Raw genomic sequence first — 23,949 nt, 5'->3', positions numbered from 1 at the left:
AGTTTTTGAATATAGGATTATTAAAAAAGTGCTATGATGACTTTAAATTAAACAAAGGTAAATATGATAAAATGTATCAATATTATGTAGGTGACTCTGATGTTATAAGAAAGTATAGTGCCATGGAATATCAAGAGAGCCATAAAATGAATTTTAACTATCTCAAAAAATTTTTAAAAGAAGAGGTTGCCTATTCTGTGGGAACACCACTAAGTTATGTAAGTAAAACAAATGACAATAATATTGTTCAAGAGATAGAATACTATATGTATCACTGGGATAAAAACCATGATGCTCAATTAATGAAAAATATGCTTTTGTATGGTACCGTATATGAATTGTACTACATCGGTAAAGATGGTCAATTTAATAGTAAAGTAATAACACCTCGCAATGGTTATGTTTATTCAGATGACTTTGGGAACATATTATACTTTATGCATATATACAACTTAAAATTTGATAATAATACATATATTGATATCTATACAGAGAATCAAATATTACATTTTAACTCTGATTTTAAAGAAATAAAAAAAGCTGATACTCATATTTTTGGACAAGTGCCTGTATCAATAGGTATACTATCCGAAGAATTGGAAAAAGATACACTTTTCAATGATATAATTGATATACAAAATGGATTTTCTATTATTAGTTCAGATGGAGTAAATGAGATAACCAATACTAGAGCGGCAATATTAAAAGGCAAGGGCTTTCAACTTGATGCAGAACAGATAGAAAAACTAAAAAAGTATAGATTCGCTAATTTACCTAATTCAAAAGATGCTGACTTAAATTGGCTATTAAAAAATCTTAATGCAGAATACCAAAAATTAATGCTTGAAACACTTGAAGATAAAATGTATCAATTAAGTTTCCATATTAATAATCAAGAGCGTATGCAGAGTAATACTTCAAGTTTAGCTTTAAGAAGTAGATTAATTAACCTTGAGCAAAAAACTAAACTTAACAATAAAGCACTTATGAATGTAATAGTTAGCAGAATTAAATTCTTATTTATGTATTTAAAGATATTAAAAAATAAGGATTATAACTATAGAAGCATTGCTATAAAGTTCAATAGCGTAATTCCAAGCGACGATCTAATGATGAGTCAAATAATTAGCCAACTTGGAGATAAAATATCACTCAGAACAGCATTATCTCAACTATCCTTTATAGAAAATAGTGATGCTGAAATAAAGCAACTTAAATCTGAACAAGAGGAATTATTACAAGGACAATCCTTATTGGATGGTGTTGTAAATGGATAAGTTATACGAACAGCTAAACCTACAATTTACCGAAGAGGGATTCAATAAAGCTGACGAAAAATCTAAGGAAGCTTATAAAATACAGGTAAAACATAGAGAAGAATTATTGTCTAAGATAGGTCAGGTCTTATTAGTTTATACAATTTTAGATAGTAAATTATTTCTTAAAGGTGCTGAAAAATTAAAGCTTAGAAGTGATTTTAGTAAGCTAATATCTAATATAGCCATAGATGAATTTAAAAAAGAAAAAACTATTATAAATAACATACTTGAGGAAGCTACTGAAGATAAATATTATTCTAGCACGTATATACTTAACATTGGATTGGATTTTAAGCTTCAAAAAATAACTGATAAGCAGATAAAGAGCATAGTTGATACGGCTATTGATGGAGAGTTATGGTCTGATAGGCTTTGGACTAATAAAAAAGACTTAGAAAAGACCTTAAACCTTGAAATTGAGAGGTTTCTTCAAGGTAAAACTAATGTAAATAAAATTAATAATGTAATTAAGGATAGATTCAATCAAAATGCTTTTAATACAAGAAGGTTAGTACAAACTGAAACTGCAAGATGCCAAAATCAGGTTAACGATGTTTTTGCTGAAGATCATAGTATTGAAGAACAAATGTATACTTCAACCTTAGATAATGCTACAAGTAAGTTCTGTAGGGAGCATGATGGGAAAAGATATAAAATTAATGACCCTAATAAACCTAGTTTACCAGCACATCCTTTTTGTAGGAGTTGTTATATAAACATTCCTTTTAAGGGTTGGAAACCAAAGGTTAGAAAAGATAATATTACAAAAGAATATATCCCTTATATAAATTATAAGGAATGGTTAGAACAACAAGACATTAAATAGATGTCTTTTTTTATTGTTAAAATTAAACCGCGTCTCTAGTCACTAAGGTTAGAGGGGCTGACAGGAGGTAAATATTAATGAATTTAGAAGAGATTAAAAAATGGTTAGAAGAAAATAAAGAAAATGTAGAAGTTAGAACATATTTAAATAGTTTTAAGGTTGAACCAACTTTAGAGGTATTTAAAGAAAAGTTAACCAACGATAAGGATTTTACAGCTTTTTTAGATAGTGAGAAAGATAAGCATTTAGCTAAAGGAATTGATACTTTTAAAACAAATAATCTTGAAAAGTTGATAAATGAAGAGATCGAAAAGAGATTTCCACAGCAAGATCCAAAAGATACAGAGTTAGCTAAATTAAAAGTTGAAATAGAGAAAATGCAAAAGGAGAGTCTTAGAAAAGATTTAACCAACAAGGCTATTAAAATAGCAACGGATAAAAAGTTACCTATTGAATTGATTGATTATTTAATAGGAGAGAATGAAGAAAGTACGATTGAAAATATTGAAAAGTTGGAAAGTGTGTTTAATACTTCTATGGAAACTTTGGTTGCAGAAAGATTAAAAGGTAACTCATATACTCCACCAAATAATGGAGGGGGAAATGATGTAACAACATACGAAGATCTACTTAAAAATGCAGATAATATGACTTCAACACAAATAGCTGAAGCATTTTCAAAGATAGCTAAATAGCCTATCTTGTTTTATTGTATTAAAAATAATGTCTTTAGACTTAGACATTAAAGAAAGTACTATAATATTAAAAAAGTGAGGTAATTATATATGGCAGTAGCAAATTTTAAGAAAACTTTATGGGAAGGAGCTTTATTATCTAATTTTCACTCTGTATCTGTAGCAGATACAATAACTACTAAACCTTCAGATAAAAATGGAGATAAAATTATATTTAACAGAGTAGGAGCAGGAAGTCTAAAAGATTATACAGGTACAATTGCATGGGATGAAATTACAACAACACCAGTTGAAATGACTTTTGGACAGAAAAAGTATTTTGCATTTAGTTTAGATGATGTAGACAAGGCTCAATTAGTTGCAGATGTAATGACTTCTACAACTAGTGAACATGGTGCAGTGCTATCAGAAACTATAGATGGATATGTGCTAGGGAAAGCAGTTGCTGGAGTTAAAACAGGTAACTACCCAACGAAAACAACAGCAAAATCTATTGCAAAGGTATCTGAAGCCTATGACTGCATAGTTGACCTAGGAACTTTGCTAGGAAAAAACAAAGTGCCAATGAATGATAGATATGTAGTAATAAATAATGATTTCTTAAATCTATTACAAAAAGATGATAGATTTACTAGGAATCCAGAGGTATTAGCTAATGGTATAGTAAATAACGCAAAAATTAATGGTATGACAGTTATTATATCTGAAGAAGTACCTACAAATAAAGTAGTAGCTTTACATAAGAGTGCTACAGGTTATGCAAAGCAAATTGATGAATTAGAGGCTATGAGGTTGCAAACTGCTTTTGCTGATGGTATAAGAGGTTTAGCAGTTTATGACTCTGTAGTTTTAAGACCAGAGGCTATAGCAGTATTAAATTATACAATAGCACTAGCCTAATCAAAGAGGGATTAATTTCCCTCTTAACTTAATTAAAGGAGGGAACAATTAAATGTTAGAAGATATAAAAACATTATTAAATATACAAGATAACTCTAAAGATTCAAACTTAAATATATATATAAGGAAAGCAATAACTCTAATACAAAACTATCTTAATAATTCTGCTTTTACTGTAGAGTATATCCAAACCAATTTTTCAGATGCGATAATTGATATAGTAGTAAATGGTTATAATTTCAAAGATAATAAAAATATAAAATCCATGACACAAGGTGCTAGAAGTGTAGCATATGCAGATAATACTGCTTTTATTATTACCGATAGTGTGGCTAATTTACTACCCACACCATATATAAGGATGTGGTAACAATATGTTTTATAATAAGGAAATTGAAATATGGAGAAGGAGTGTATCTAACAAAAATAATATAGGGCAAATTATAGAAGCTAAACCAGTACTAATTAAAACTACTATGGTAGATATACAACCATATTCTAGTGAAGAAGCTAAAAAAGACTATGGATTTACTATTAATTGCACCAAGAGAATGTTTATGGATTTAGAAGATATAAATATTAATACTAATTTTATTAAATACAAAAACAAGTCATATGACATAGTAAAAATAATTGAATGGGATGATTATATTGAGGTGATGTTAAATGAAATTTGAAAAGAAATTTGATAAAGCTAAAGAATCCATAAATAATAACTTAATTAAGGCATTAGAGGAAATAGGTAAACTTGTAACAGCAGAATCGCAGATGAATACACCAGTAGATACGGGTAATTTAAGAAGGTCGCAAGGGTATAAAGTTAATAAAGATAGAGTAGAAATTGGTAGTAATATTGATTATGCCTCTTTTGTGCATGAAGGTACAAGCAAACAGAAAGCACAGCCGTTTTTAAAGGATGCAGTAATGGAAAATATAGAAGAAATAAGAGAAATTGCAAAAGAACACTTATCTAAAGTGGGTGATAAATAATGGAAGAGTTAATGAGCTGGATTTATTTAAAACTTTCTTCACTTGGAGATACTTTTTTTGAGGATTTAGAGAGGGATGAAGAAGGTAAAACAGTTATAGATAATATAAAAATAGTTTATAATCTCTACAATATTTTACAATTAACTGATAATAAGGTTAGAAAAGATATTCCATTAAGCATAGATATTTGGGGGATAAAAGATCAAGTTTTAGAGATAGAAGATTTAGCAGAAGAAATAGACAAGGCGATAAGTGATGAAGTGTATAGAAATAATACGCTTTTTTTTATTGTTCAGAAGGCTAATTTATGGACTTTAAGCTTAAAAGATGAAGACAAAAATATAAGACGAAAACAACTAAATTATATAATTAGATTTTATAAAAAATAGAAAGTGAGGTAGTTAAATATGGGAAAAACTATAAGTGGATTTACGGAAGAAACTACACAAAATTTATTACTAGATACAGGTGCTTTTTATGTTAATTTTGAAATAGACACAGACACATTAGAAACTGCAAGCACAAAACTTTTAGGAGCAACATCTGGTGGAGGAAATTTTGAAGCGAAACCTAATTTTAGAGATATAAAAGTGGATGGTGTAAAGGGTAAAGCAAAAGGGCTTAAAATTTTAGAATCTTGGAGTGTTACTATGGGTGCGAGTTTACTGGAACTAAAAAAAGAAGTATTGCAAAAAGCATTAGCAGTTACAACTACAACAACTACTACGGTAAATACTAAAAATTACAGTAAAATAGAGGGTAAAAACGTTATAGAGAATACAGATTATATAGATAACATTACCTGGATAGGTAGTTTAAGTGGAAGTGGAGAGCCAGTAATTATACAGGTCTTCAATTGTTTAAATACGGAAGGACTAAAACTTAATCCAAAAGACAGTGAGGATATTGTAGCAGAACTTAATTTTGAAGGACATTATAGTGTAGATAATTTGGATAATCCTCCATTTGCAATATATTATCCTACTATAGTGTAATAGGGACTCTTAAAAGTCCTTTTCATATTATAAAAAAATAAAATTTTGGAGTTGATATAAATGAGATTTAAAACAGAGCTAATGTTTAAATTGTTAAAAGTAGTTAAAAAAATAGGTATATTAGATGAAGTAAAAGGTATGTTTAAAACAGTAAAAGGCAAAACAGAAGAAGAAATATCTCAAATGCAAGAAGAGTTGGGCATGGATATAGTATTAAAAATGGTAATGGGACTTACAGAAGCAGAGGACGAGTTTTACGAAGTAATTGCATCAATAAAAGAGATAGACCAAAAACAAGCTAGAGAATTAGACTTTGAAGAAACAATAGAAATATTAAAAGAACTCTTTAGAAGTGAGGTATTTAAGGGTTTTTTGTCCTTACTCAGCAAGTAGAAAGTGAATTTGAAGTATATGACTTGTTGATGAAAAGATATAGCAACATAGAATATATATTAAATATGGATATTGAAGAGGGTATTGAGTTAATTAAAACAGCCTTTAAAAACGACACTAAAGATAAGTTGTACCAAATGTATATTGTTAAAAGTATCTTTATGTCAAAAGATAACTATATATCTTTTGATGATTATTTTAAGCAATGCACAGCAGTTATTAAAATTGAAAGTAAAGAAGAGGTTTATAATAAAGTAAATAGCATTTTAAAACAAGTGTGTAGGAGTTAATCTTATGCACTTTTATTTTTGTAGAGAGGAGGTTAGAAGAGTATGGAAATTTTCAGATTGTTTGGGTCTGTTTTTATAAAAGATGATGCAAGCAAGACTTTGGACAATATAGAAAAGAAGGGCGAAAGTAGTTTAAATAAGCTATCAGGAACTTTTAAAAAGGTTGGAGCAGTTATTGCAGGTGCTTTTGCAGTAAATAAAATTGTAGACTTTGGTAAAAGTATGGTTGAGACAACGGCTAAAGTTCAAGCGTTAAATTCTCAATTTGAGCAAACATTTAAAAATGACCAATCGAAAGCAATGGAATTAATAACAAAACAAGCACAAGATCAAGGAATACATGTTGATAGACTTAGAGGAGCATGGAGTAGTTTCTATGGTACTTTTAGAGGTAATGGTGCAGATGCTAATCAGTCATTAGAATTAACTAATAAATATATGCAATTGGCGGCAGATGGTGCGGCATACTATGATACAAGCTTAGAAGATGTAACAAGTAGATTAAAGTCTTTAGTTATGGGGAATTTTGAAGCTGGAGATGCTATTGGAATTAATATAAATGCAACCAAAATGGACATAAAAGCCAAGCAAGAATACAACAAGTCGTGGAAAGACCTGACTGATACACAAAAAGAATATTTACTTATAGATACGGTAGGAAAAATATATGAAAATAATGGTGCATTAGGGCAGGGTGCTAGAGAAGCTAATAACTTAGAAAATGTTATGGGAAATTTAAAAGCTACTTGGGCAAATTTTTTAAGCATTGTCGGTTCGCCTGTTTTAAGTGGAGTAATAGTAGTCATACAAGGTATTATAAATGGAATAATGGGACTGACTACATTTATACAAGAAAATTACCCAATATTTATAACTATAGGAATTGCTATTGGTACAATTACAACTGCTATTATAGCTTATAACATAGCACAAAATGCTAGTGCGATTGCAACTGCTATATCTACTACGGCAACCACTGCATGGGGTTCTGCTGTAGCATTTGCTACTTCGCCAGTAACTTTAATAGTATTAGCTATAGGTGCATTTGTAGGGGCTTTATACTTGCTTTACCAAAACAGCGAAACTGTTAGAAATGCTATCAATGAGTTAGGAGATAAATTTAAGGTTATTTTTCCTCTTATAAAAGAATTAGCAGGGGCTGCAATTAACTTTATAATTGCTAGATTTAAAGATTTTATAACTTTTATAAGTTCTATTTTAATGCCTTTTATAAATGGTATAGAATCTTTTGTAAAAAATAATTTAGAAACTATAAAGGCTATTATATCAGGAGTACTTAATGCAATTACAGGAATACTTAACGTTTTTATAGGACTCTTTACAGGAAATTGGAAAAGAGCGTGGGACGGTGTAAAGCAAATAACCTCTGGTGCTTTAGGAGCGGTCAAGAATACAATTTCACTTGGTTTAAATGCTATAAAAAATATATGGGATAAGGTAACAGATATTTTGTTTTACCCTATAAAATTCGCATGGGATAAGATAACAGGAATAATAGATAAAATCAAAGATGGTTTTAGTAACATATTTCCTGTAGATATTAAATTACCACACTTTAATATAAGTGGTTCTATGAATCCTGTAGATTGGTTAAAAAATGGAGTGCCCAAGTTGGGCGTAGAATGGTATGCAGAGGGTGGAATCCTTACACAACCAACAGTTTTTGGAGTAAATAGTGCAACAGGAAAGGCAATGGTAGGTGGAGAAGATGGTGCTGAAGCAGTACTACCTATAAAAAAACTAGAAATTTTTATATATAACGCATTTATGAAAGCTATTAACGATAGTGGAATGGGTAATATACAACTTTTAATGAATAATAGAGAAGTAGGAAGAGCAGTAGCAAGCGTTGTAAGTGAAGAATTAGTCTATAAAAATAAAAAATATTAGGAGGTGCATGGTTGTTGATTAGCTTTACATTTAAAAATAGAAGTGAAATAGAATATAATTCTTTATTGGATTTTGGAATATATTTAGTTGAACGCCCTGCACTTCCAAGAGCTGAAAGAAATTTTAAATACATAGATGTTGAAGGCAGAGATGGAACGTTAGTAGAAGATATAGGTACATATAAAAATGTAGAAGTTAGATTAAATTGTGTAATGCTAGATAAAGATATAACTAATGCGGCAATGGAGAAATTAAATAGCTGGCTAAATGGAGAAGGTGGAGAATTAACTTTATCTTATTATGCTGATAGATACTTTAAAGTTAAAGAAGTTAAGAGTTTCGCTATAAAGGAGAGTTCAGGAATTTTAGGAGAATTTGAAGTTGCCTTTATATGTGAATCATTTAAATATAAATTAGATGATTTAGATTTATTCAGAATTTGTGAAGTCAAGGTTGCTAGATCAGGGTTAGCCATAAATCCTTTAGAATCTTATAATTACACTATAGGTAAAGTATATCAAGAAAATGAGCCGATTTTAATTAATCATACAAGAGATTTTATAATTTACAACAATGGAACTATAGAGGCAAAGCCTATTTTAAAACTTTATGGAAGTGGAGACATTACAATAACAATAAATAATAACAACATTACGATTAAGAATTTAGATGAATATGTTGTAATAGATTCTGAAATGATGAATTGTTACAAAGGAACAGAGTTGAGAAATAATAAGATGATAGGAGATTTTCCTGTCCTAAAAGTTGGAGAAAATAACTTCAGTTATTTAGGAAATTTAACAGCATTTGAAATACAACATAATACTAGATTTTTGTGATAGAGAGGTAAATATAATTATGCCTCTCTTTTTGATTTTAAGAAGAGAGGTGAAAACGTGATAAAAATATATGATAGTAGGGAAATGGATTTTACACATAATGGTATATGTATTTTAGAGCCTTCATATTGCGTTGTTGAAGAAGAATTGAATGGTATTTATGAACTAGAACTAGAGCATTCCATAGATACAAATGACAGATGGCAATACTTAGTTGAAGGTAATATTATTAAAGCTTCAACTCCACAAGGAGATCAGTTATTCAGAATCTGTAGAAAGCAAAAGACTATGAATAATGTTTTTGTAAATGCAAGACATATATTTTATGATTTAGTTGATAACTTTTTAGAAGATGTTAGACCTACCAATTTGAATGGAGCAGGAGCGTTAGAGTGGATTTTAAGTAATACTCAATACCATCATAATTTTAAAAGCACAAGCGATATTGAAACTCTTAATACTGCTTATTTCATAAGGAAAAACCCTGTAGAAGCCATAAATACTGTTATAGAAAAATGGAGTGGAGAGTTAGTAAGAGACAATTATATTATTAAGTTACTAACTCAAAGAGGGGAAGACAGGGGAGTAACTATTAGATATGGTAAAAATCTTATAGGAATTGAAGAACAATTAGACTTAGATAGTGTAATTACAAAATTAGTTCCTCAAGGATTCAATGGTTTACTTCTACCAGAACGTTACATAGATAGTCCACTAATTAATAACTATCCACATCCTAAAATTTGTAAATTTGAATTCAGTAATGTAAAAATTGATGAGGAAAACGGTATAACAGAAGAAAAAGCAGTGACTGAACTGAGAAAAGTAGCTACAGATTGGATGGACAAAAATAAAATTGATATTCCAAAAGTAAACTATACAGTAAATTTTGTTGAATTATCCAAAACTGAGAAATATAAAGATTATGCAGTTTTAGAGAGAGTTTATTTGGGAGATATAGTAACAGTTAAGCATGAAAAGTTAGGTTTTGATTTAAAATCTAAGGTAATCAAATATAGATGGGATTCTATAAGAGAAAAATATATAGAAATAGAGTTGGGAAACTTTAAAGAAAATATAGCTGATAGTTTTAGAGATATAGATAAAACATTAAATGAAATATCTGATGCTATGGAAATAGGTAAAAGCGATTTAAGCAAGGCTATAGATAATGCTACGGATTTATTAACCACAGCAATGAGCGGATATGTTTTAAAAAGAGAAAATGAAATTTTAATAATGGACACTAAGGATGTAATGACAGCTCAAAAGGTTTGGAGATGGAATGTAAATGGGCTTGGCTATAGCAATACAGGTTATAATGGTAACTTTGAATTAGCAATGACTATGGATGGAGCTATAGTTGCAGATTTTATTACTACAGGAGTATTGAATGCTAATTTAATAAAGGCAGGACTTTTGAAAAGTAAAAAGGGTAATACATGGATCAATATGGATGATGGCACTTTTAATTTTGCTGATAGAGTAAAGTTTGATGGTAATACTTTTGATATTAATATTTCTGGCACTAAAACAGAAAAAGAAATTAATGATAAAGTTGCAGAGACAGAGAAAAATGCTAAAGAATATACAGACACTAATATTGATAATGTTAATGCAGAGATGGAAAAAGTAACTGAAAAGATCTCTAATGTAGAACTAAAAGTAACACCAGATGCTATTGTTGGTACTGTTACTGAAAGTAATAAATTTCTAAAGCATACATTAACCCCGAAATCATCTAAATTAACCGTTGAAAGAGCGGGATTATCTCTCAATCCATTGGAATCTTATAACTATACAGGAGGAACAGTATATCAAGTAAATGAGCCAATAACTATAAAATCGTCAGAAATCATATATAATTATCTTTCAGAAGTACAAGTTAACGATACAGATATTTATAGTTATGATAATGCTCAAAATGTGTATAAAGAAATAAAAACTGAAATAAAGCAAACTTCTGACAAAATTAGTTTAGTAGTTAAAGAAGACAATTCTATCAATGGAGATAGTCTTGTAGGTGCTATAAATTTAAGTTCCAAGAAAATAGAAATGAAGTCCCTAAACATAGATCTAGCTGGATATGTTACTTTTAATAGCTTATCTCAAAGTGGGAAAACAACCATCAATGGAGATAACATAAGAACTGGCAAAGTGGCAAGCTTGAACGGATATAGTTATTTTGACTTAGCTAATAATAGATTTAGGATAGGAAATAGCTCAAATTATTCAATGTATTTTGATGGCAATAATTTAAATTTTGGAAGTAATGTAAGTTTGTCATGGGGAAACTTACCTAGTAGTGTTGCATCAACTAGTGATATTGTTTCCGAAAATAGAGTTACTCAGATAACATATAATGCAATTTCAACAGCTAGTATATCCGCAGACCAAATAACAACTGGCACACTTGCTACTGAAATGTTATTAGGAAATGTACTTAATTTTAATAATGGTCATTCAATAGATAATCGTAATAATGCTTTTAGATTTAGATACTCAGACTATTCATATATGTTAATTAATGGAGATACAACATCTTTTTATATTAATGGAGGCTTGAGAGCAGAAGTAAGACAAGATGGTTTTTACAATGTAAGAAATGGTGTAGGTTATAAACTTTCAGAAGCAGGTGGTACATCGTTAATTCCTAAGTTTGGATAAGAAAGGGTGATATTATGGGATATATAAGCATAGATGGTGGAGGTTATGCAGATTGGGGCGGTAGACCTGCTTTAAATTTAATTATTAGAGATTACTCTCCTGATATAGTCCGTTGCTTTGGTTATGTAGATGGAGAGACTAATGCATCATGGGCGTTTGATACGGAAGGTTATTATAGTAGTTTATATAAAGGTTGTAATCAGGTTATTACAAGTAGAAACGGTGGTTATACATTTACTGTTGGTGCTACCTATAAAATAGAGGTAAAAGCATACTATAAATCTGGTGGTACATATTACGTGTCGGCATGGAGCAATACCATATACGTTACAATAAGTAGACCGAAATGTCCACCTCCACAAATTGTTGCTTTATCACAAGATAATAATTACGTATGGTGTCAGGCGATGCCTCCGTCACAGGAGTTTGACGTTTATGTAATGTATCGAGTAAATAATCAAGGAGCTTGGCGTGGTGGTGCATTAGTACCTAAATCGGAAGTTTCAATAGGAGATTGGATTTATTTCGCTGCATGTACTGAAAGGGATGGATATGACGACTCAGACTTTATTTATCCTAATCCGATTAAAGTTTTAGGTAGACCTTCAAACTTCACAGGATTCAATGTGAATAGCGGGGATGCTATGAACTACCGTGTGGTGGGAGATAAAACTGTTTATGCATATCCAGTAACTGCTACCGAATGGAAGTCATTCTGTAACAAAGTCAATGATTTTCGAGAGTGGAAAACGTGGAATCGTAGGACATTCTACATTCCTACAAAGGATGATGACTTTACGGCAGTTATCTATAATAGTGTAGTAGATGCTATCAATGACATTTCGGGAACTGGCAATCAAATTCCATTCGTAGGAAATGATACCTATATAAATGCTTATCATTTTGTCCGAATGAAAGAAACTTTAAATTCAATAAGTTAAAATAAGGGAGGAGATACCATGATAAATTCTTCAAGTAATAATAATATTTATGCAACAATAGTAGAGGAAGATAAGGCTATTGTATCTATAAATTCCAATTACAATGAAACAGGCACAAATTTAACGGTTAGCTTTAATATTTTAGATAAAGAATATGTAGAAAAAAATCCAGCAATAATTCAAGACCAACTGAATCAATTTTTAGAGGAATTAAGAGACAAGCTAAAGGGAGTTGGTTACGATGTTACAATATGATGGAGAGAGTAATGAACCTAAGATAAATAATATAGAAAAAGGATTCAATCTTAAAGTGATAGATTTTAGAAAAAACCTATCGGATGTTATAGATAATTGTAATTTACCAGCAATAGTTATTCGAATGGTTTTGCAGGAATTTACACAGGAAGTAAACATACAAACACAGCAAATAATTCAAAGGGAGCAAAATGAATATAATAAATTAAAAGATAAGGATGTCAATAACACCAAATAAAAGAAGTATCGATTAAGATACTTCGTCAATACTTCTTGTTACATTCTTTTTCCAATTTTTTGAATGAGGTATTCTGATAATATCTTTTGTTTCTATTTGTTGAAGTTCTATTTTACTCATTCTGCTTAACTCATGCCAATTCTTCTTAAATATATATATTGCATTGCCATATTTTATATTTTCAAATATAGCAAAATCGTTTTTAAGAACAGCTCCAAAGTATCTATTAAAATTATTAGTTCCTAATATTTTATGTTTGACTTCAAGAGTATTAAAGAATTCTAATCTCTCCTTTAAGTCTTCAATTGTTTCTGGAGATGTGGTTTTAATTTTCTTTAGAATAATATCAAAAAACTCAGAATCTTTTACTCCTTCGGGTAGAAGTTCCCAATTAACATATAAGGTATTTATGTATTGTTGATTTGCAGCATCTTCTTCAAATATGTTACAAGCACCTGTGTTTTCCTGAATTAAATTGCAATAAAAAAGCAAGTCTTCAAAAAAGTTTTTGGCGTTTTTAAATAGTGGTAATTCAATAAAGAATTTAAAAATATAGGAGGCTTCTCCTTTTTGTAATAAGGATATGTTAATGGACAATTCTCTAGGTAAAATAATTTGTTTTTGCCATACTTTTTTAGTCCAAGTTACTTCAGTATAACCTTTTGAAGAATCTCCATAAATAGGAGCTTCAACAGTAAAATCTTTATCTACTTTAGGCAAATGTTTTAATGGAATTACCCTACCGAAAAGATTGTATTTGGAATATCTTCCAGAATTAATATTAGGTATTATTTGAGAAGGAAATTGAATATTCGAATCCCTAACAGTTATATTAAGATGATTATATGTTCCATTAATAATATCTTGAATAGGAATTTCTTTTATAGAGCCCACAATTACACATTCTGAATTAATATTATCTAGCTTGGATAATATTTCTGAAGGAACTTTAAAAAAGTTTTTTTTCCAAGGATGCTTCATAATAAGACCTCCTTTATACTTCTCTATAAATACAATTGTACACTATAAAATAAATATTGCAATAAATGTTTTAAAAATACAAAATATAAAATATTATGTAGTAAATAATAAAAAGAATGTTACAAATAAAAAAGTTAATAGCATTGCTTACAACTATAGTGTTTTGTATTTTGAGTCTTAGAGGAGTATTATCTAGTACAGAATTTTTGAGTGTATTTACATTGGTTATAGGTTTTTACTTTGGACAGAGTTCAGCAAGACAGGCTATAAAAGAATATATATAATATGTAGGAATTTTTTAAATTGAGGTTGATTCTTTCGGATAATAACATAAATTATTAAACTATATATGCTATAAATCCGCCTTCAATTAGTGTGAAATATGTGTTATAATGAATACGAAAATATTGAAGGTATGATTATATTGTGAATTTTCACAAGTGGCTATGGAAAAGTTAGTAATGCTAAAGGGATGTCAAGCTCATTCAACTACGATTTTAACTAGAAATGATGAACAGACTTTTGGAAAACTTGGCATAGATATAACATGTGATTCTGAATATCCTTCAGCTAGCCTTTACTATAATAATTAATTATTGCATATTTAATAATATAAAAAATAACAGACTAGCCGGTTGCTATCCTTTGATAACAACCGGATTTTTATTTACCAAACTTATAGACGATATAATAGTATTAGATTGTTAGTGAGTTTTATAGTTTAGAGATAAAGGGTAAATTTGTTAAAAGGATAGCAACAAAGAGGAAAAAATAGTATAATAAAATTCAAAGGATAAAGAAAATTCTTAAATAAAGACCTTTGTTAATATTAATTCAGAATTCTAAGCAAAGATCATAATACAAAAATATTTAAGCTGAAGAAAATAAGTGAGGACAATATATGTTAGAAACTATATTATTGGCGTTAGTTATTGCAAAAATAAAAGGATATAAGATAAAATCATTATTCAAGTCATGGACAATATATCCTATATTAGTATTTGAATTAATATATTTATTTGTGCAAGCAAATATTTTTAAAGAAAATTATAGTTTTATAAAATATGCAAATGTATTGGAAACTCTTTACTTCTGCTCATATCTAGCCCTGATTATTAAATATGAACAATACATAAGTGCCATTATAGGATCAGCATGTATTTTTATTGGTACAATTTTAAATAAAATAGCAATATCAGCAAACAATGGTAAAATGCCTGTATTTCCAACATTATCATATTCAACAGGCTATGCAAAACCCGATGCTTTTATGAAGGTTAATGATATACACATTCTAGGAAATTCATCAACTAAATTAAAGTTTTTAACAGATGTAATTGATGTAGGTTATAGTATTTTGAGTATTGGAGATATATTTATAAGATTATTCGTTTTTATTATAATTTTTAATACTATAAAGCATATGAATAAAGTTGAATATAGTAATATTTAGCTATATAGTTGGTAAATGTTATAAGTAATAGTATTTTATTTATATAATGTTAATGTTATAATTATAAAGAGAAACATAGATGTTTACGTAGTTGTTAGAGAGGAAGCAAAATATGATTGAAGTATCATTAATAGAGTTGTTTGGAAGAGCTATTCCAGAAGGTTTCTTATTTATTTTTGCATTATATGTATTTTCAGGCCATGCTATAAATAAACGAGATTATTTAATATCTAGTATATTAATGAGTATTATAACTTTTACAGTTAGATTACTTCCAATTCATTATGGCGTACATACTATACTTAACATTATTGGTCTTATTGTTTTGAATGTGAGTATAAATAAAATAGATATAGTTAAATCTATACAAGCAGTTATAATTACAGTAATTCTTCAATTCATATGTGAAGGAATTAATGTTTTTATTATACAGTATATTTTTAAAACAGATATGAATTATGTATTTGGCGATTCTAAATTAAAAATATTATATGGAATTCCATCATTATTAATTTTCACAGGTATATTAACTTTGTATTATATTAGATTATTAAAAAGAAAAGAGTTGAACCATGTTTAATATAGAGAGTATATCTAATAATATTGCCACTAAGTTGGCATCAGAATTAAATTTTGATAAGGACAAAAGAGAAGTAATAGCCTATGGAACCTTTGCTTTTTTGCAAATGATTTTCTCTATAGCTCTTGTAATTATATTTGGCTGGATATTTCATGTTGAAATTGAGGCTTTAGTAATATCATTTGTAGCAAGTATACTTAGAAAGTATTCGGGGGGAGCTCATGCAAGTTCTCCAAGTAGATGTGCTTTAATAGGAACTATTGTATGCATTGGACAAGCAGTCTTATTCAAGTTTGCATTAGCCCATAAATTAAATTTCAATATGGTTTTGTTATTGGGGATTATGATTTTTGTGTGGTCGTACTATATGATTTACAAACTAGCTCCTGTAGATAGCCCTGCAAAACCTATAAGGAAAAAAGAAAAAAGAATCAGGCTAAAGAAAAGTTCTATCATAATTTTAAGTGCTTATTTAATTATTACAGTATTTATACTTATGTTATATAAGAAAACAGGGGGACAAAGTTTACTTATATATACACTATGTATATATGGCGGTACAGTGTGGCAAGTGTTTACTCTTACCGAAGGTGGACACTTAATATTAGGTAAAATAGATACTTTTTTAAAGCATATATATTAAATATTATAGGGGGTGAAAAGATATGAAAAAACTAAATACAAAAGTATTAATGTTAATTGCAACATTAACTACTCTTCTTGCATCTACAGTGGCTTCATCAGCGTGTTATTGGATGACATATCAACCAGAAGAACCGAAGTGCCTAAGAGAAGAATAAAATAAAGATCGGTTTAACCGGTCTTTATTATTTGGTAAATTGGATTACGAGGTAATAGAGTATGAATAACATAGAAGATAATAAACGCAACCAAATAAATGATATAGTATCAGCAGTAAAACTATCTTCATTATTGTTTGCAGGAATAGGGATATTTAAATGTTTTTCTATTGAAAGCAGTAAGATAGTGCAGAATATGATTCCTATGTATATGATTATTAGTGCTATTTTAGTTTTAGCGTTGATATATTTCATATGGGCATTTTCAACAACTAAAAAATTTAATTTAAAACGTATTAAACGTATACAACTAATTGAAAATTCTATTTTTATTATAATATTTTCTATTATAATATTTAGGTCAGGGGCTTACGCCAGTGAATACAAATTTTTGTTTTTATTTATAATTATAACCACCACAATACAGTCGGGTATGAAGCATGGAATAATAATAGCCACTATTTCTTCAGCTATTATTTTAACTATGGACATTGTATATGCGCCTAAGGCACCCATTAATCAATATTTTGAAAATGATTTAATATTAGTTGGGGTTTTTCTGCTCACAGCATGGCCATTAGGGTTTTATGTAAAAGTAGAAAGTGATTATATTAAAAAGCTTCAGAGTTTGGTTAATGAGGATGGATTAACAGGTGTATATAACCACAGGTTTTTTCATGATTCATTAAGAGAGAAAATAATATCATGTGAAGAGGAGAACAAGCCTATTTCTATGATATTTATTGATATAGATTATTTTAAATACTATAATGACCTTTATGGACATCAACAGGGTGATGAAGTTCTCAAAACTATAGGAACTATATTGAAAAACAGTGTAAATAAAGAAGATATAGTAGCTAGATATGGTGGGGAAGAATTTGCAGTGATATTGCCTGATACTAATGAAGAAGATGCGGTTAACATAGCGGAAAGCATAAGGAGTAAAATAGAATCTACTTATTTTAAGGGAGAGGAAAATCAGCCAAATGGAAAATTAACTGTTTCCATAGGAATATCCATTTACCCTGATAAGGCTAAGAGTGATATAGAACTTATCAAGAGTGCTGACGACGCCCTCTATAGAGCTAAGTTTTTTAATAAAAACAGAGTAGAAACCTATACATCTATTTTAGATGAGCTAAAAAATGACATTGATGAAAAACATATAGACTTGGTTACATCAATAAAAACATTAATAAGCGTTATTAATGCAAAGGATAGATATACATATGGCCATGTTGAGAGAGTAGTAACCTACAGCAGATTATTGGCAGATAAGCTTAAATTAAATGAAAGAGACAAAAAAGATCTTATATATGGAGCTTACATGCATGATATTGGGAAAATTAATATTTCGAAGGAAATATTAAATAAAAAAATGCCTTTAAGCAATGAAGAATGGGAGATATTAAAACAACACCCATTAAATGGAGTGGAGATAATAAAGCCTGTAAAATCACTCCAAAATATCTCTCATTTAATACTACATCATCATGAAAGATATGATGGGAAGGGTTACCCTGATAACTTGAAAGGTGAAGATATACCCTTTCTTGCTAGAGTGTTAACAGTAGTAGATAGTTTTGATGCTATGACTTCTAATAGACCTTATAACAAAAGAAAAACTTATGAGGAAGCTATTGAAGAATTAAGGGCATGCAGCGGTACTCAATTTGATCCAGCTATCGCAGAGACATTTATAGAAGTTATTATGGAGAGCAAAGATAGATTTGATAAAAAATACTTTTATTAGCACAAAAATATTTCAGAAAATACTATAAAATATTTTAGTAAATACTATAAGTTATATTAAAACCTGGTACAAGATATAATCTCATGTACCGAATATGGAGATTTATCAAGGAATAGTCTTCTTTTGACCAATATCCTACTCTAAACTTTAGTAAAGCCATGTAAACTCATTTACAGCATTTGACCTAAATGGGGCAGGATGGTACTATATCTATGTATTTAAAAAAGCCTATTATTTTGCGCCCAAAAGCGTGAATAATGGGGCTTTTTATTATTTTATGGAGGATTAGTACTGATGGAGGACAATAGTATAACACTGCGTCAAGAAGTTTTTAAGTCTGACGCTTGGAAAATTATTGATTGGCTAGAGGATAATGAAGTAACAGAGTACTTAAATGAACGACAGAATGTTAGCAAAAGCATTAAGCAAATAATATATAGAGTTAATATGCCTATTCTTACCCATTTGTTTAATCAAGATGGAAGTTTTTTCATGTTAACAACAAATGACGAAGAACCTGTAGGATTTTTAAGGCTTGTTCCTAAAGGTAAAGGAGCAGAAATGGTTATAGTCATTGGTGACAGAGAAAAGTGGGGAAAAGGATTAGGTTCTAATGCGATTTTTGAAGGTTTAAAACAAGCTTTTTTTACATGGAGAGCCGAAGAAGTAATTGCAAAAATTAATTTTAAAAATGAACGTTCAAAAAGAGCTTTTAAAAAAGTAGGTTTCACAAAGGACAAGGATTTAGCGAAAGAAATACAATATTCTATGTCTATAGAACAGTTTTTAAAATTAGCAGCCTAGTCATAAGCTTAAACTTAAGACTACATTAAGAACAAATCTTAATGTAGTCTTTTTTATTGTTTGAATAATTTTATGCCTTGAATAAAAATTTGTTATTTACCTAAAATAACTTTGAATAGAGAAATTAATAATTTTTACTATGTTAATATTCTAAAAGAATAATTGAAAGGGTGTTTGTTATATGAATGAGGATTATAGTAATAAAAAAGCTAGCATCGTATTGTTTAGTGGGGAATATGATAAGGCACTAGCTGCACTGATAATGGCCAATGCTGCAAGACAGATAGGTGCTGAGGTAAGAATGTTCTTTGCTTTTTGGGGACTGTTTTTATTAAGAGATCCTAATAAGCTTTCAGAGGAAGATAAAAGCGCATATGAAAAAATGTTTTCAATGATGACGCCTAAAGGACCTGATGAGTTGCCTCTATCTAAAATGAATTTTAGTGGATTAGGAAAGTCAATGCTATTAGAAATGATGAAGGATGATGAAGCACCAGAGTTAATAGACTTTCTTAATGGAGCAAGAAAAAAAGGTGTGAAATTCTACGGATGTAAGTTATCAGTAGATGTAATGGGATTTAAAAAGGATGAGCTAATACCTGAATTAGAGATTGTAGATGCAAATGAATATATGAGGTATGCGCTAAATGCAGATATGCAATTATTTATATAGAAGGAAAAATAATAAGGAATTAGATATGTAATAATGATTTAACAATTTAAATATAATAAATTTATTATGGAGAGTTGACATAGTTTTTGACTAATGTTAGCATAATACATATAAGTTTATATGTATTTGAAAGTAATCTTCATAGAGGGAGTAACTACCTGTAAATTAACAGGATTCAAAGTCGTCATTGCGGATTTAATCCCGGCTTTGATAGCTTTTAAAGTTTTGTGAGACTCTATAGCTAGAATGTGTTTTGGCTATAGGGTCTTTTTAAATTTTCGCTTCAAAGTAATAAGAGAAATCGTTTAAATAAGAAAGGAATGAGCATTATATATTTTTTAGATATTATAATTAACAATTTAATGCAAATAATCGGCCAAATAGGTTATTTAGGTATAGTAATAATTATTGGATTAGAGTATGCATGTTTTCCAATGCCTAGTGAAGTTGTATTACCTTTCATTGGAATGACGGCAACACAAAATAACATTACATATTTAGGGGCTCTATTAGCTAGTATAATTGGTGGATTGCTTGGCTCTTCACTATGTTATGCAGTTGGATATTATGGAGGAAGTCCCCTTATTGAAAAAATAGAAAAAAAATTTCCTAAAACAAAGAAGAGTATTGATGCTATAAATAAATGGTTTGAGAAATATGGTAAAGCATCTGTGTTTTTAGCTAGGTTATTGCCTCTTACACGTACCTATATTTCAATTGTAGCGGGAGCAGTAAAGCTAAATATTTCAACATATCTCATATATTCAGTAGCGGGAATAGTAATTTGGAATTCAATTCTAATTTCTTTAGGATACTTTATAGGTGATAATTGGGACTATATTCAGTTATTTATGAAACAATATAGTATTATAGCATCAATTATTTTAATAGCAATAGTCATTGCTGCTATATATATAAGAAAAAAGAATATTAAGGCCAATAAGGATAAATCCTATACATCAAGTGATTCTTAGTTTTGGATTTGAGCTTATTTATAAGAAATTCTTAATTAAGCTGGAGTTCAGAGAAACTTGATAATATTATATATAAATGTAGCTATTTATTTTAGAAAGATTGTTGAAAAAATAGTAGATGAGTGATTCATATTAAAATTGAATTTTCCATATAAATATAGTATCATTTTATTATATGATTAGTATAGTTTCAGGTAAATTGGGAGAAGTCCGGATTTACTTGTACTTAAAAAATAATAACCTAACAGAAAGGAAAAATCTAATCTGAAGGGAAATTAGATATAATAAATGACTAGGGTATTACCGTATATTAGTATACCTATGTTTTTGCTATCTAACTTTTCTCTTCGGAGGAAAGTTTTTTTATTTAAGAGGAGGTAATAAACTTGAATGATACTCCACGTTCAGTAAGAGTTCATATATCCTTATTTGGAAAGAGGAATGCAGGAAAATCTAGTGTTATAAATGCAATTACTAATCAAGAAATAGCAATAGTGTCACCGGTTAAAGGGACTACCACAGATCCAGTTTTTAAATCCATGGAAATATTGCCTATAGGTCCTTGTGTTCTTATTGACACAGCGGGTATTGATGATGAAGGGGATTTAGGGCAGCTTAGAATAAAGAAAACCTTAGAAATTTTAGATAAGACTGATGTAGCGTTACTTGTTATTGATGCTAAAGTTGGATTAACTAAAGAAGATATGTTAGTCTCTCAAAGAATAAAAGAGAAGAAAATTCCCTTGATTATAGTTTTAAATAAAATTGATACTGAGGACTGGTCGCAAATAAAAATAGAAAAGCTAAAAACTGAATTAAACAGTCCTATAGTTGTAGTTTCTGCTTTAAATAAAATCGGCATTGAGAAATTAAAAAATGAGATAATCAAGGTTATTCCAAAAGATGAAGAAAGTTTAAAGATAGTTGGAGATCTAATAAACCCTGGGGATGTTGCAATATTAGTTACTCCGATAGATAAGGCTGCGCCAAAGGGTAGGCTTATACTTCCTCAACAACAGACTATTAGAGATATTTTAGAAAGCAATGCAATAGCTGTAGTAACTAAAGAAAATAAATTGCAGGAAACCTTAAATAGCTTAGCTAAAAATCCTAAGATTGTTATAACAGATTCTCAAGCTTTTGATAAAGTAGCTAAGGATACCCCAGAAGATGTTTTAATGACGTCATTTTCAATACTTTTTGCTAGGTATAAAGGAGACTTATCAGAACTTGTTAAGGGGGCGAAGGCCATTGAAAACCTTAAAGACGGAGATAGGATTTTAATAGCAGAAGGGTGTACTCATCATAAACAGGAAGATGATCTTGGAACAGTAAAAATTCCAAGATGGATAAGGGAAAAGACAGGTAAGAATGTTGAATTTCAGTTTACTTCTGGAACTACTTTTACAGATGAAATTAAAGAATACGCTCTAATAGTTCATTGTGGAGGATGCATGATAAATAGAACGGGTATGATCAGTAGAATAGAGGGAGCGAAAAATTACAATGTACCTATTGTAAACTACGGCATATTAATTGCCTGTGTTTTGGGAATTCTCCCAAGGGCTCTTAAGCCTTTTCCGGAGGCATTAAAAATTTGGGAAGAAGGTGAAGTGTAATGAAAGAGTTAATAGATAAATTATATAGAAATAACAATTTATCCAAGGAAGAGCTGATTTATATAATTGAAAATATAGATGAGGAATCTAAAGAATATCTAATAGAAAAAGCTAATGAAACCCGACATAAATATTACTCAAATAAGGTATTTTTGAGAGGACTTATAGAGTTTACAAATTACTGCAAGAATGATTGTTATTATTGCGGAATAAGAAAAAGCAATAGCAATATAGAAAGATATAGACTCTCTCTTCAAGAAATAATGGATTGCTGTGAATTGGGCTATAACTTAGGTTATAGAACTTATGTATTACAAGGAGGAGAAGACGGTTATTTTACTGACGATAGAATTGTTCAAATGATAAAAGCTATTAAAAATAAGTATACTGATTGTGCTATAACCCTATCTGTGGGAGAAAAATCTTATGAATCCTATAAAAAATATTATGAAGCTGGAGCGGACAGGTATTTACTTAGACATGAAACAGCAGATGAGGAGCACTATAGTAAGCTTCATCCTAAAGAGTTAAGTTTTTCCAATAGGAAGAAATGCTTATATGATTTAAAGGAAATTGGTTTCCAGATAGGTGCAGGATTTATGGTGGGTTCCCCCTATCAAACTTCAGAGAACTTAGCTAATGATTTGTTATTTTTAAAAGAATTAAATCCCCATATGGTAGGGAATGGTCCTTTTATCCCTCAAAAGGATACTCAATTTAATAAGAAAAAACAAGGAACACTAGAAAGCTCAATAATTATGACAGCTTTAACAAGGCTCCTACTTCCTAAAGCATTAATCCCTGTTACTACTGCTCTTGGAACAATTCATCCATTAGGAAGGGAAATGGGACTTAAGGCAGGTGCTAATGTAGTCATGCCTAATCTATCTCCTAGAGATGTAAGAGAAAAGTACTTATTGTATGACAATAAAATATGCACTGGTGATGAAGCGGCTGAATGTAGATTTTGTATACAAAATAGAATTGAAAATGCTGGATTTAAAATAGATCTCTCTAGAGGTGATAATATTGAATGGAGGCGCTTATAAT

Annotated in this window: 29 protein-coding genes and 1 pseudogene; 29 read left to right on the top strand and 1 reads right to left on the bottom strand. The window is 29.6% G+C overall.

The genetic code is table 11. The annotated features are described in order from the left end of the window. The first annotated feature begins 5 nt into the window (after nt 1-5). From KQI86_RS16740 to KQI86_RS16660, 17 genes are all read left to right on the top strand, one after another. Nucleotides 6-1,277, top strand: a complete 1,272-nt coding sequence (locus KQI86_RS16740) for a phage portal protein (protein WP_216440567.1) — start codon at nt 6-8, stop codon at nt 1,275-1,277. Next, nucleotides 1,270-2,145 carry a minor capsid protein gene (locus KQI86_RS16735; protein WP_216440566.1) on the top strand — a complete coding sequence of 292 codons (876 nt, stop codon included), beginning with the start codon at nt 1,270-1,272 and terminating at the stop codon, nt 2,143-2,145. Before KQI86_RS16740 ends, KQI86_RS16735 begins: the two co-directional genes overlap by 8 nt. Nucleotides 2,146-2,222: 77 nt before the next feature. Continuing rightward, nucleotides 2,223-2,840 (top strand): DUF4355 domain-containing protein, encoded by a 618-nt coding sequence (locus KQI86_RS16730; RefSeq protein ID WP_216440565.1) that lies wholly within the window; start codon nt 2,223-2,225, stop codon nt 2,838-2,840. Nucleotides 2,841-2,930: 90 nt separating this feature from the next. Then, nucleotides 2,931-3,740 carry a phage capsid protein gene (locus tag KQI86_RS16725; RefSeq protein ID WP_216440564.1) on the top strand — a complete coding sequence of 270 codons (810 nt, stop codon included), beginning with the start codon at nt 2,931-2,933 and terminating at the stop codon, nt 3,738-3,740. A gap of 52 nt (nt 3,741-3,792) precedes the next feature. Beyond that, entirely contained in the window at nt 3,793-4,110 is a 318-nt protein-coding gene (locus KQI86_RS16720; RefSeq protein WP_216440563.1) for a phage head-tail connector protein, read from the top strand. 4 nt (nt 4,111-4,114) lie between these two features. Then, nucleotides 4,115-4,417: a phage head completion protein gene (locus KQI86_RS16715; protein ID WP_216440562.1), complete on the top strand. Its 303-nt coding sequence runs from the start codon at nt 4,115-4,117 to the stop codon at nt 4,415-4,417. Then, nucleotides 4,407-4,730, top strand: a complete 324-nt coding sequence (locus KQI86_RS16710) for an HK97-gp10 family putative phage morphogenesis protein (RefSeq protein ID WP_216440561.1) — start codon at nt 4,407-4,409, stop codon at nt 4,728-4,730. Before KQI86_RS16715 ends, KQI86_RS16710 begins: the two co-directional genes overlap by 11 nt. Further along, on the top strand, nt 4,730-5,119 hold the full coding sequence (locus KQI86_RS16705) for a hypothetical protein (protein WP_216440560.1): 390 nt from the start codon (nt 4,730-4,732) through the stop codon (nt 5,117-5,119). The genes KQI86_RS16710 and KQI86_RS16705 overlap by 1 nt, the downstream gene beginning before the upstream one ends. A gap of 18 nt (nt 5,120-5,137) precedes the next feature. Next, nucleotides 5,138-5,725: a hypothetical protein gene (locus KQI86_RS16700; protein ID WP_216440559.1), complete on the top strand. Its 588-nt coding sequence runs from the start codon at nt 5,138-5,140 to the stop codon at nt 5,723-5,725. Between the two features lie 60 nt (nt 5,726-5,785). Beyond that, nucleotides 5,786-6,118 carry a hypothetical protein gene (locus KQI86_RS16695; protein ID WP_216440558.1) on the top strand — a complete coding sequence of 111 codons (333 nt, stop codon included), beginning with the start codon at nt 5,786-5,788 and terminating at the stop codon, nt 6,116-6,118. Nucleotides 6,119-6,147: 29 nt separating this feature from the next. Next, nucleotides 6,148-6,408: a hypothetical protein gene (locus KQI86_RS16690; protein WP_216440557.1), complete on the top strand. Its 261-nt coding sequence runs from the start codon at nt 6,148-6,150 to the stop codon at nt 6,406-6,408. 42 nt (nt 6,409-6,450) lie between these two features. Continuing rightward, a complete protein-coding gene (locus KQI86_RS16685; RefSeq protein WP_216440556.1) occupies nt 6,451-8,319 on the top strand; it encodes a hypothetical protein in 1,869 nt (622 codons plus the stop codon). Nucleotides 8,320-8,330: 11 nt separating this feature from the next. Beyond that, nucleotides 8,331-9,158 (top strand): distal tail protein Dit, encoded by an 828-nt coding sequence (locus KQI86_RS16680; protein ID WP_216440555.1) that lies wholly within the window; start codon nt 8,331-8,333, stop codon nt 9,156-9,158. 57 nt (nt 9,159-9,215) lie between these two features. After that, a complete protein-coding gene (locus tag KQI86_RS16675; protein ID WP_216440554.1) occupies nt 9,216-11,825 on the top strand; it encodes a phage tail spike protein in 2,610 nt (869 codons plus the stop codon). Nucleotides 11,826-11,839: 14 nt separating this feature from the next. Next, nucleotides 11,840-12,766: a hypothetical protein gene (locus KQI86_RS16670; protein ID WP_216440553.1), complete on the top strand. Its 927-nt coding sequence runs from the start codon at nt 11,840-11,842 to the stop codon at nt 12,764-12,766. Nucleotides 12,767-12,784: 18 nt separating this feature from the next. Beyond that, nucleotides 12,785-13,021: a hypothetical protein gene (locus KQI86_RS16665; protein WP_216440552.1), complete on the top strand. Its 237-nt coding sequence runs from the start codon at nt 12,785-12,787 to the stop codon at nt 13,019-13,021. Further along, nucleotides 13,008-13,259 (top strand): hypothetical protein, encoded by a 252-nt coding sequence (locus KQI86_RS16660; protein ID WP_216440551.1) that lies wholly within the window; start codon nt 13,008-13,010, stop codon nt 13,257-13,259. Before KQI86_RS16665 ends, KQI86_RS16660 begins: the two co-directional genes overlap by 14 nt. Before the next feature lie 12 nt (nt 13,260-13,271). Here the strand turns inward: KQI86_RS16660 and KQI86_RS16655 are convergent, their stop codons facing one another. Further along, nucleotides 13,272-14,240: a hypothetical protein gene (locus KQI86_RS16655; protein WP_216440550.1), complete on the bottom strand. Its 969-nt coding sequence runs from the start codon at nt 14,238-14,240 to the stop codon at nt 13,272-13,274. A 116-nt stretch (nt 14,241-14,356) separates the two neighbouring features. On the opposite strand from KQI86_RS16655, the gene KQI86_RS16650 reads away from it, so the two are divergent. From KQI86_RS16650 to hydE, 12 genes and pseudogenes are all read left to right on the top strand, one after another. Further along, a complete protein-coding gene (locus tag KQI86_RS16650; RefSeq protein ID WP_216440549.1) occupies nt 14,357-14,524 on the top strand; it encodes a hypothetical protein in 168 nt (55 codons plus the stop codon). A gap of 150 nt (nt 14,525-14,674) precedes the next feature. Next, a pseudogene (locus KQI86_RS16645) lies at nt 14,675-14,833 on the top strand (DUF1846 family C-terminal domain-containing protein); the annotation flags it as partial. A gap of 308 nt (nt 14,834-15,141) precedes the next feature. Next, nucleotides 15,142-15,693, top strand: a complete 552-nt coding sequence (locus KQI86_RS16640; RefSeq protein WP_216440548.1) for a DUF5317 family protein — start codon at nt 15,142-15,144, stop codon at nt 15,691-15,693. Between the two features lie 112 nt (nt 15,694-15,805). After that, a complete protein-coding gene (locus KQI86_RS16635) occupies nt 15,806-16,273 on the top strand; it encodes a hypothetical protein (protein WP_216440547.1) in 468 nt (155 codons plus the stop codon). Further along, nucleotides 16,266-16,916: an accessory gene regulator ArgB-like protein gene (locus tag KQI86_RS16630; RefSeq protein ID WP_216440546.1), complete on the top strand. Its 651-nt coding sequence runs from the start codon at nt 16,266-16,268 to the stop codon at nt 16,914-16,916. The genes KQI86_RS16635 and KQI86_RS16630 overlap by 8 nt, the downstream gene beginning before the upstream one ends. A 22-nt stretch (nt 16,917-16,938) precedes the next feature. After that, a complete protein-coding gene (locus tag KQI86_RS16625) occupies nt 16,939-17,073 on the top strand; it encodes a cyclic lactone autoinducer peptide (protein ID WP_216440545.1) in 135 nt (44 codons plus the stop codon). Between the two features lie 61 nt (nt 17,074-17,134). After that, on the top strand, nt 17,135-18,829 hold the full coding sequence (locus KQI86_RS16620) for a bifunctional diguanylate cyclase/phosphohydrolase (RefSeq protein ID WP_216440544.1): 1,695 nt from the start codon (nt 17,135-17,137) through the stop codon (nt 18,827-18,829). Between the two features lie 294 nt (nt 18,830-19,123). Further along, a complete protein-coding gene (locus KQI86_RS16615; RefSeq protein ID WP_216440543.1) occupies nt 19,124-19,633 on the top strand; it encodes a GNAT family N-acetyltransferase in 510 nt (169 codons plus the stop codon). A gap of 181 nt (nt 19,634-19,814) precedes the next feature. Beyond that, complete coding sequence (locus KQI86_RS16610; RefSeq protein ID WP_216440542.1) at nt 19,815-20,306, top strand: DsrE/DsrF/DrsH-like family protein; 492 nt, start codon at nt 19,815-19,817, stop codon at nt 20,304-20,306. A gap of 320 nt (nt 20,307-20,626) precedes the next feature. Then, on the top strand, nt 20,627-21,280 hold the full coding sequence (locus tag KQI86_RS16605; protein WP_246582864.1) for a DedA family protein: 654 nt from the start codon (nt 20,627-20,629) through the stop codon (nt 21,278-21,280). A 380-nt stretch (nt 21,281-21,660) separates the two neighbouring features. Continuing rightward, the gene (gene hydF / locus KQI86_RS16600; RefSeq protein WP_216440838.1) at nt 21,661-22,899 is read left to right on the top strand and encodes a [FeFe] hydrogenase H-cluster maturation GTPase HydF; all 1,239 of its coding nucleotides are present in this window, start codon (nt 21,661-21,663) and stop codon (nt 22,897-22,899) included. Beyond that, the gene (gene hydE / locus KQI86_RS16595) at nt 22,899-23,948 is read left to right on the top strand and encodes a [FeFe] hydrogenase H-cluster radical SAM maturase HydE (RefSeq protein WP_216440541.1); all 1,050 of its coding nucleotides are present in this window, start codon (nt 22,899-22,901) and stop codon (nt 23,946-23,948) included. The genes hydF and hydE overlap by 1 nt, the downstream gene beginning before the upstream one ends. Nucleotide 23,949 lies beyond the last annotated feature (1 nt).

Origin of the sequence: Clostridium mobile (assembly GCF_018918285.1) — a bacterium.
In the GTDB taxonomy this organism is placed as follows: domain Bacteria; phylum Bacillota; class Clostridia; order Clostridiales; family Clostridiaceae; genus Clostridium_AW; species Clostridium_AW mobile.
The sequence above is the reverse complement of the archived record's forward strand: the minus strand, read 5'-3'. Positions and strand labels throughout refer to the sequence as shown.

Excerpts from the sequence above, each read along its gene's own strand:
- KQI86_RS16735 (WP_216440566.1), top strand. The coding sequence starts at position 1,270 with ATGGATAAGTTATACGAACAGCTAAACCTACAATTTACCGAAGAGGGA.
- KQI86_RS16730 (WP_216440565.1), top strand. The coding sequence starts at position 2,223 with ATGAATTTAGAAGAGATTAAAAAATGGTTAGAAGAAAATAAAGAAAAT.
- KQI86_RS16725 (WP_216440564.1), top strand. The coding sequence starts at position 2,931 with ATGGCAGTAGCAAATTTTAAGAAAACTTTATGGGAAGGAGCTTTATTA.
- KQI86_RS16720 (WP_216440563.1), top strand. The coding sequence starts at position 3,793 with ATGTTAGAAGATATAAAAACATTATTAAATATACAAGATAACTCTAAA.
- KQI86_RS16715 (WP_216440562.1), top strand. The coding sequence starts at position 4,115 with ATGTTTTATAATAAGGAAATTGAAATATGGAGAAGGAGTGTATCTAAC.
- KQI86_RS16710 (WP_216440561.1), top strand. The coding sequence starts at position 4,407 with ATGAAATTTGAAAAGAAATTTGATAAAGCTAAAGAATCCATAAATAAT.
- KQI86_RS16705 (WP_216440560.1), top strand. The coding sequence starts at position 4,730 with ATGGAAGAGTTAATGAGCTGGATTTATTTAAAACTTTCTTCACTTGGA.
- KQI86_RS16700 (WP_216440559.1), top strand. The coding sequence starts at position 5,138 with ATGGGAAAAACTATAAGTGGATTTACGGAAGAAACTACACAAAATTTA.
- KQI86_RS16695 (WP_216440558.1), top strand. The coding sequence starts at position 5,786 with ATGAGATTTAAAACAGAGCTAATGTTTAAATTGTTAAAAGTAGTTAAA.
- KQI86_RS16690 (WP_216440557.1), top strand. The coding sequence starts at position 6,148 with ATGAAAAGATATAGCAACATAGAATATATATTAAATATGGATATTGAA.
- KQI86_RS16685 (WP_216440556.1), top strand. The coding sequence starts at position 6,451 with ATGGAAATTTTCAGATTGTTTGGGTCTGTTTTTATAAAAGATGATGCA.
- KQI86_RS16670 (WP_216440553.1), top strand. The coding sequence starts at position 11,840 with ATGGGATATATAAGCATAGATGGTGGAGGTTATGCAGATTGGGGCGGT.
- KQI86_RS16665 (WP_216440552.1), top strand. The coding sequence starts at position 12,785 with ATGATAAATTCTTCAAGTAATAATAATATTTATGCAACAATAGTAGAG.
- KQI86_RS16660 (WP_216440551.1), top strand. The coding sequence starts at position 13,008 with ATGTTACAATATGATGGAGAGAGTAATGAACCTAAGATAAATAATATA.
- KQI86_RS16655 (WP_216440550.1), bottom strand. The coding sequence starts at position 14,240 with ATGAAGCATCCTTGGAAAAAAAACTTTTTTAAAGTTCCTTCAGAAATA.
- KQI86_RS16650 (WP_216440549.1), top strand. The coding sequence starts at position 14,357 with ATGTTACAAATAAAAAAGTTAATAGCATTGCTTACAACTATAGTGTTT.
- KQI86_RS16640 (WP_216440548.1), top strand. The coding sequence starts at position 15,142 with ATGTTAGAAACTATATTATTGGCGTTAGTTATTGCAAAAATAAAAGGA.
- KQI86_RS16635 (WP_216440547.1), top strand. The coding sequence starts at position 15,806 with ATGATTGAAGTATCATTAATAGAGTTGTTTGGAAGAGCTATTCCAGAA.
- KQI86_RS16630 (WP_216440546.1), top strand. The coding sequence starts at position 16,266 with ATGTTTAATATAGAGAGTATATCTAATAATATTGCCACTAAGTTGGCA.
- KQI86_RS16625 (WP_216440545.1), top strand. The coding sequence starts at position 16,939 with ATGAAAAAACTAAATACAAAAGTATTAATGTTAATTGCAACATTAACT.
- KQI86_RS16620 (WP_216440544.1), top strand. The coding sequence starts at position 17,135 with ATGAATAACATAGAAGATAATAAACGCAACCAAATAAATGATATAGTA.
- KQI86_RS16615 (WP_216440543.1), top strand. The coding sequence starts at position 19,124 with ATGGAGGACAATAGTATAACACTGCGTCAAGAAGTTTTTAAGTCTGAC.
- KQI86_RS16610 (WP_216440542.1), top strand. The coding sequence starts at position 19,815 with ATGAATGAGGATTATAGTAATAAAAAAGCTAGCATCGTATTGTTTAGT.
- KQI86_RS16605 (WP_246582864.1), top strand. The coding sequence starts at position 20,627 with ATGAGCATTATATATTTTTTAGATATTATAATTAACAATTTAATGCAA.
- hydE (WP_216440541.1), top strand. The coding sequence starts at position 22,899 with ATGAAAGAGTTAATAGATAAATTATATAGAAATAACAATTTATCCAAG.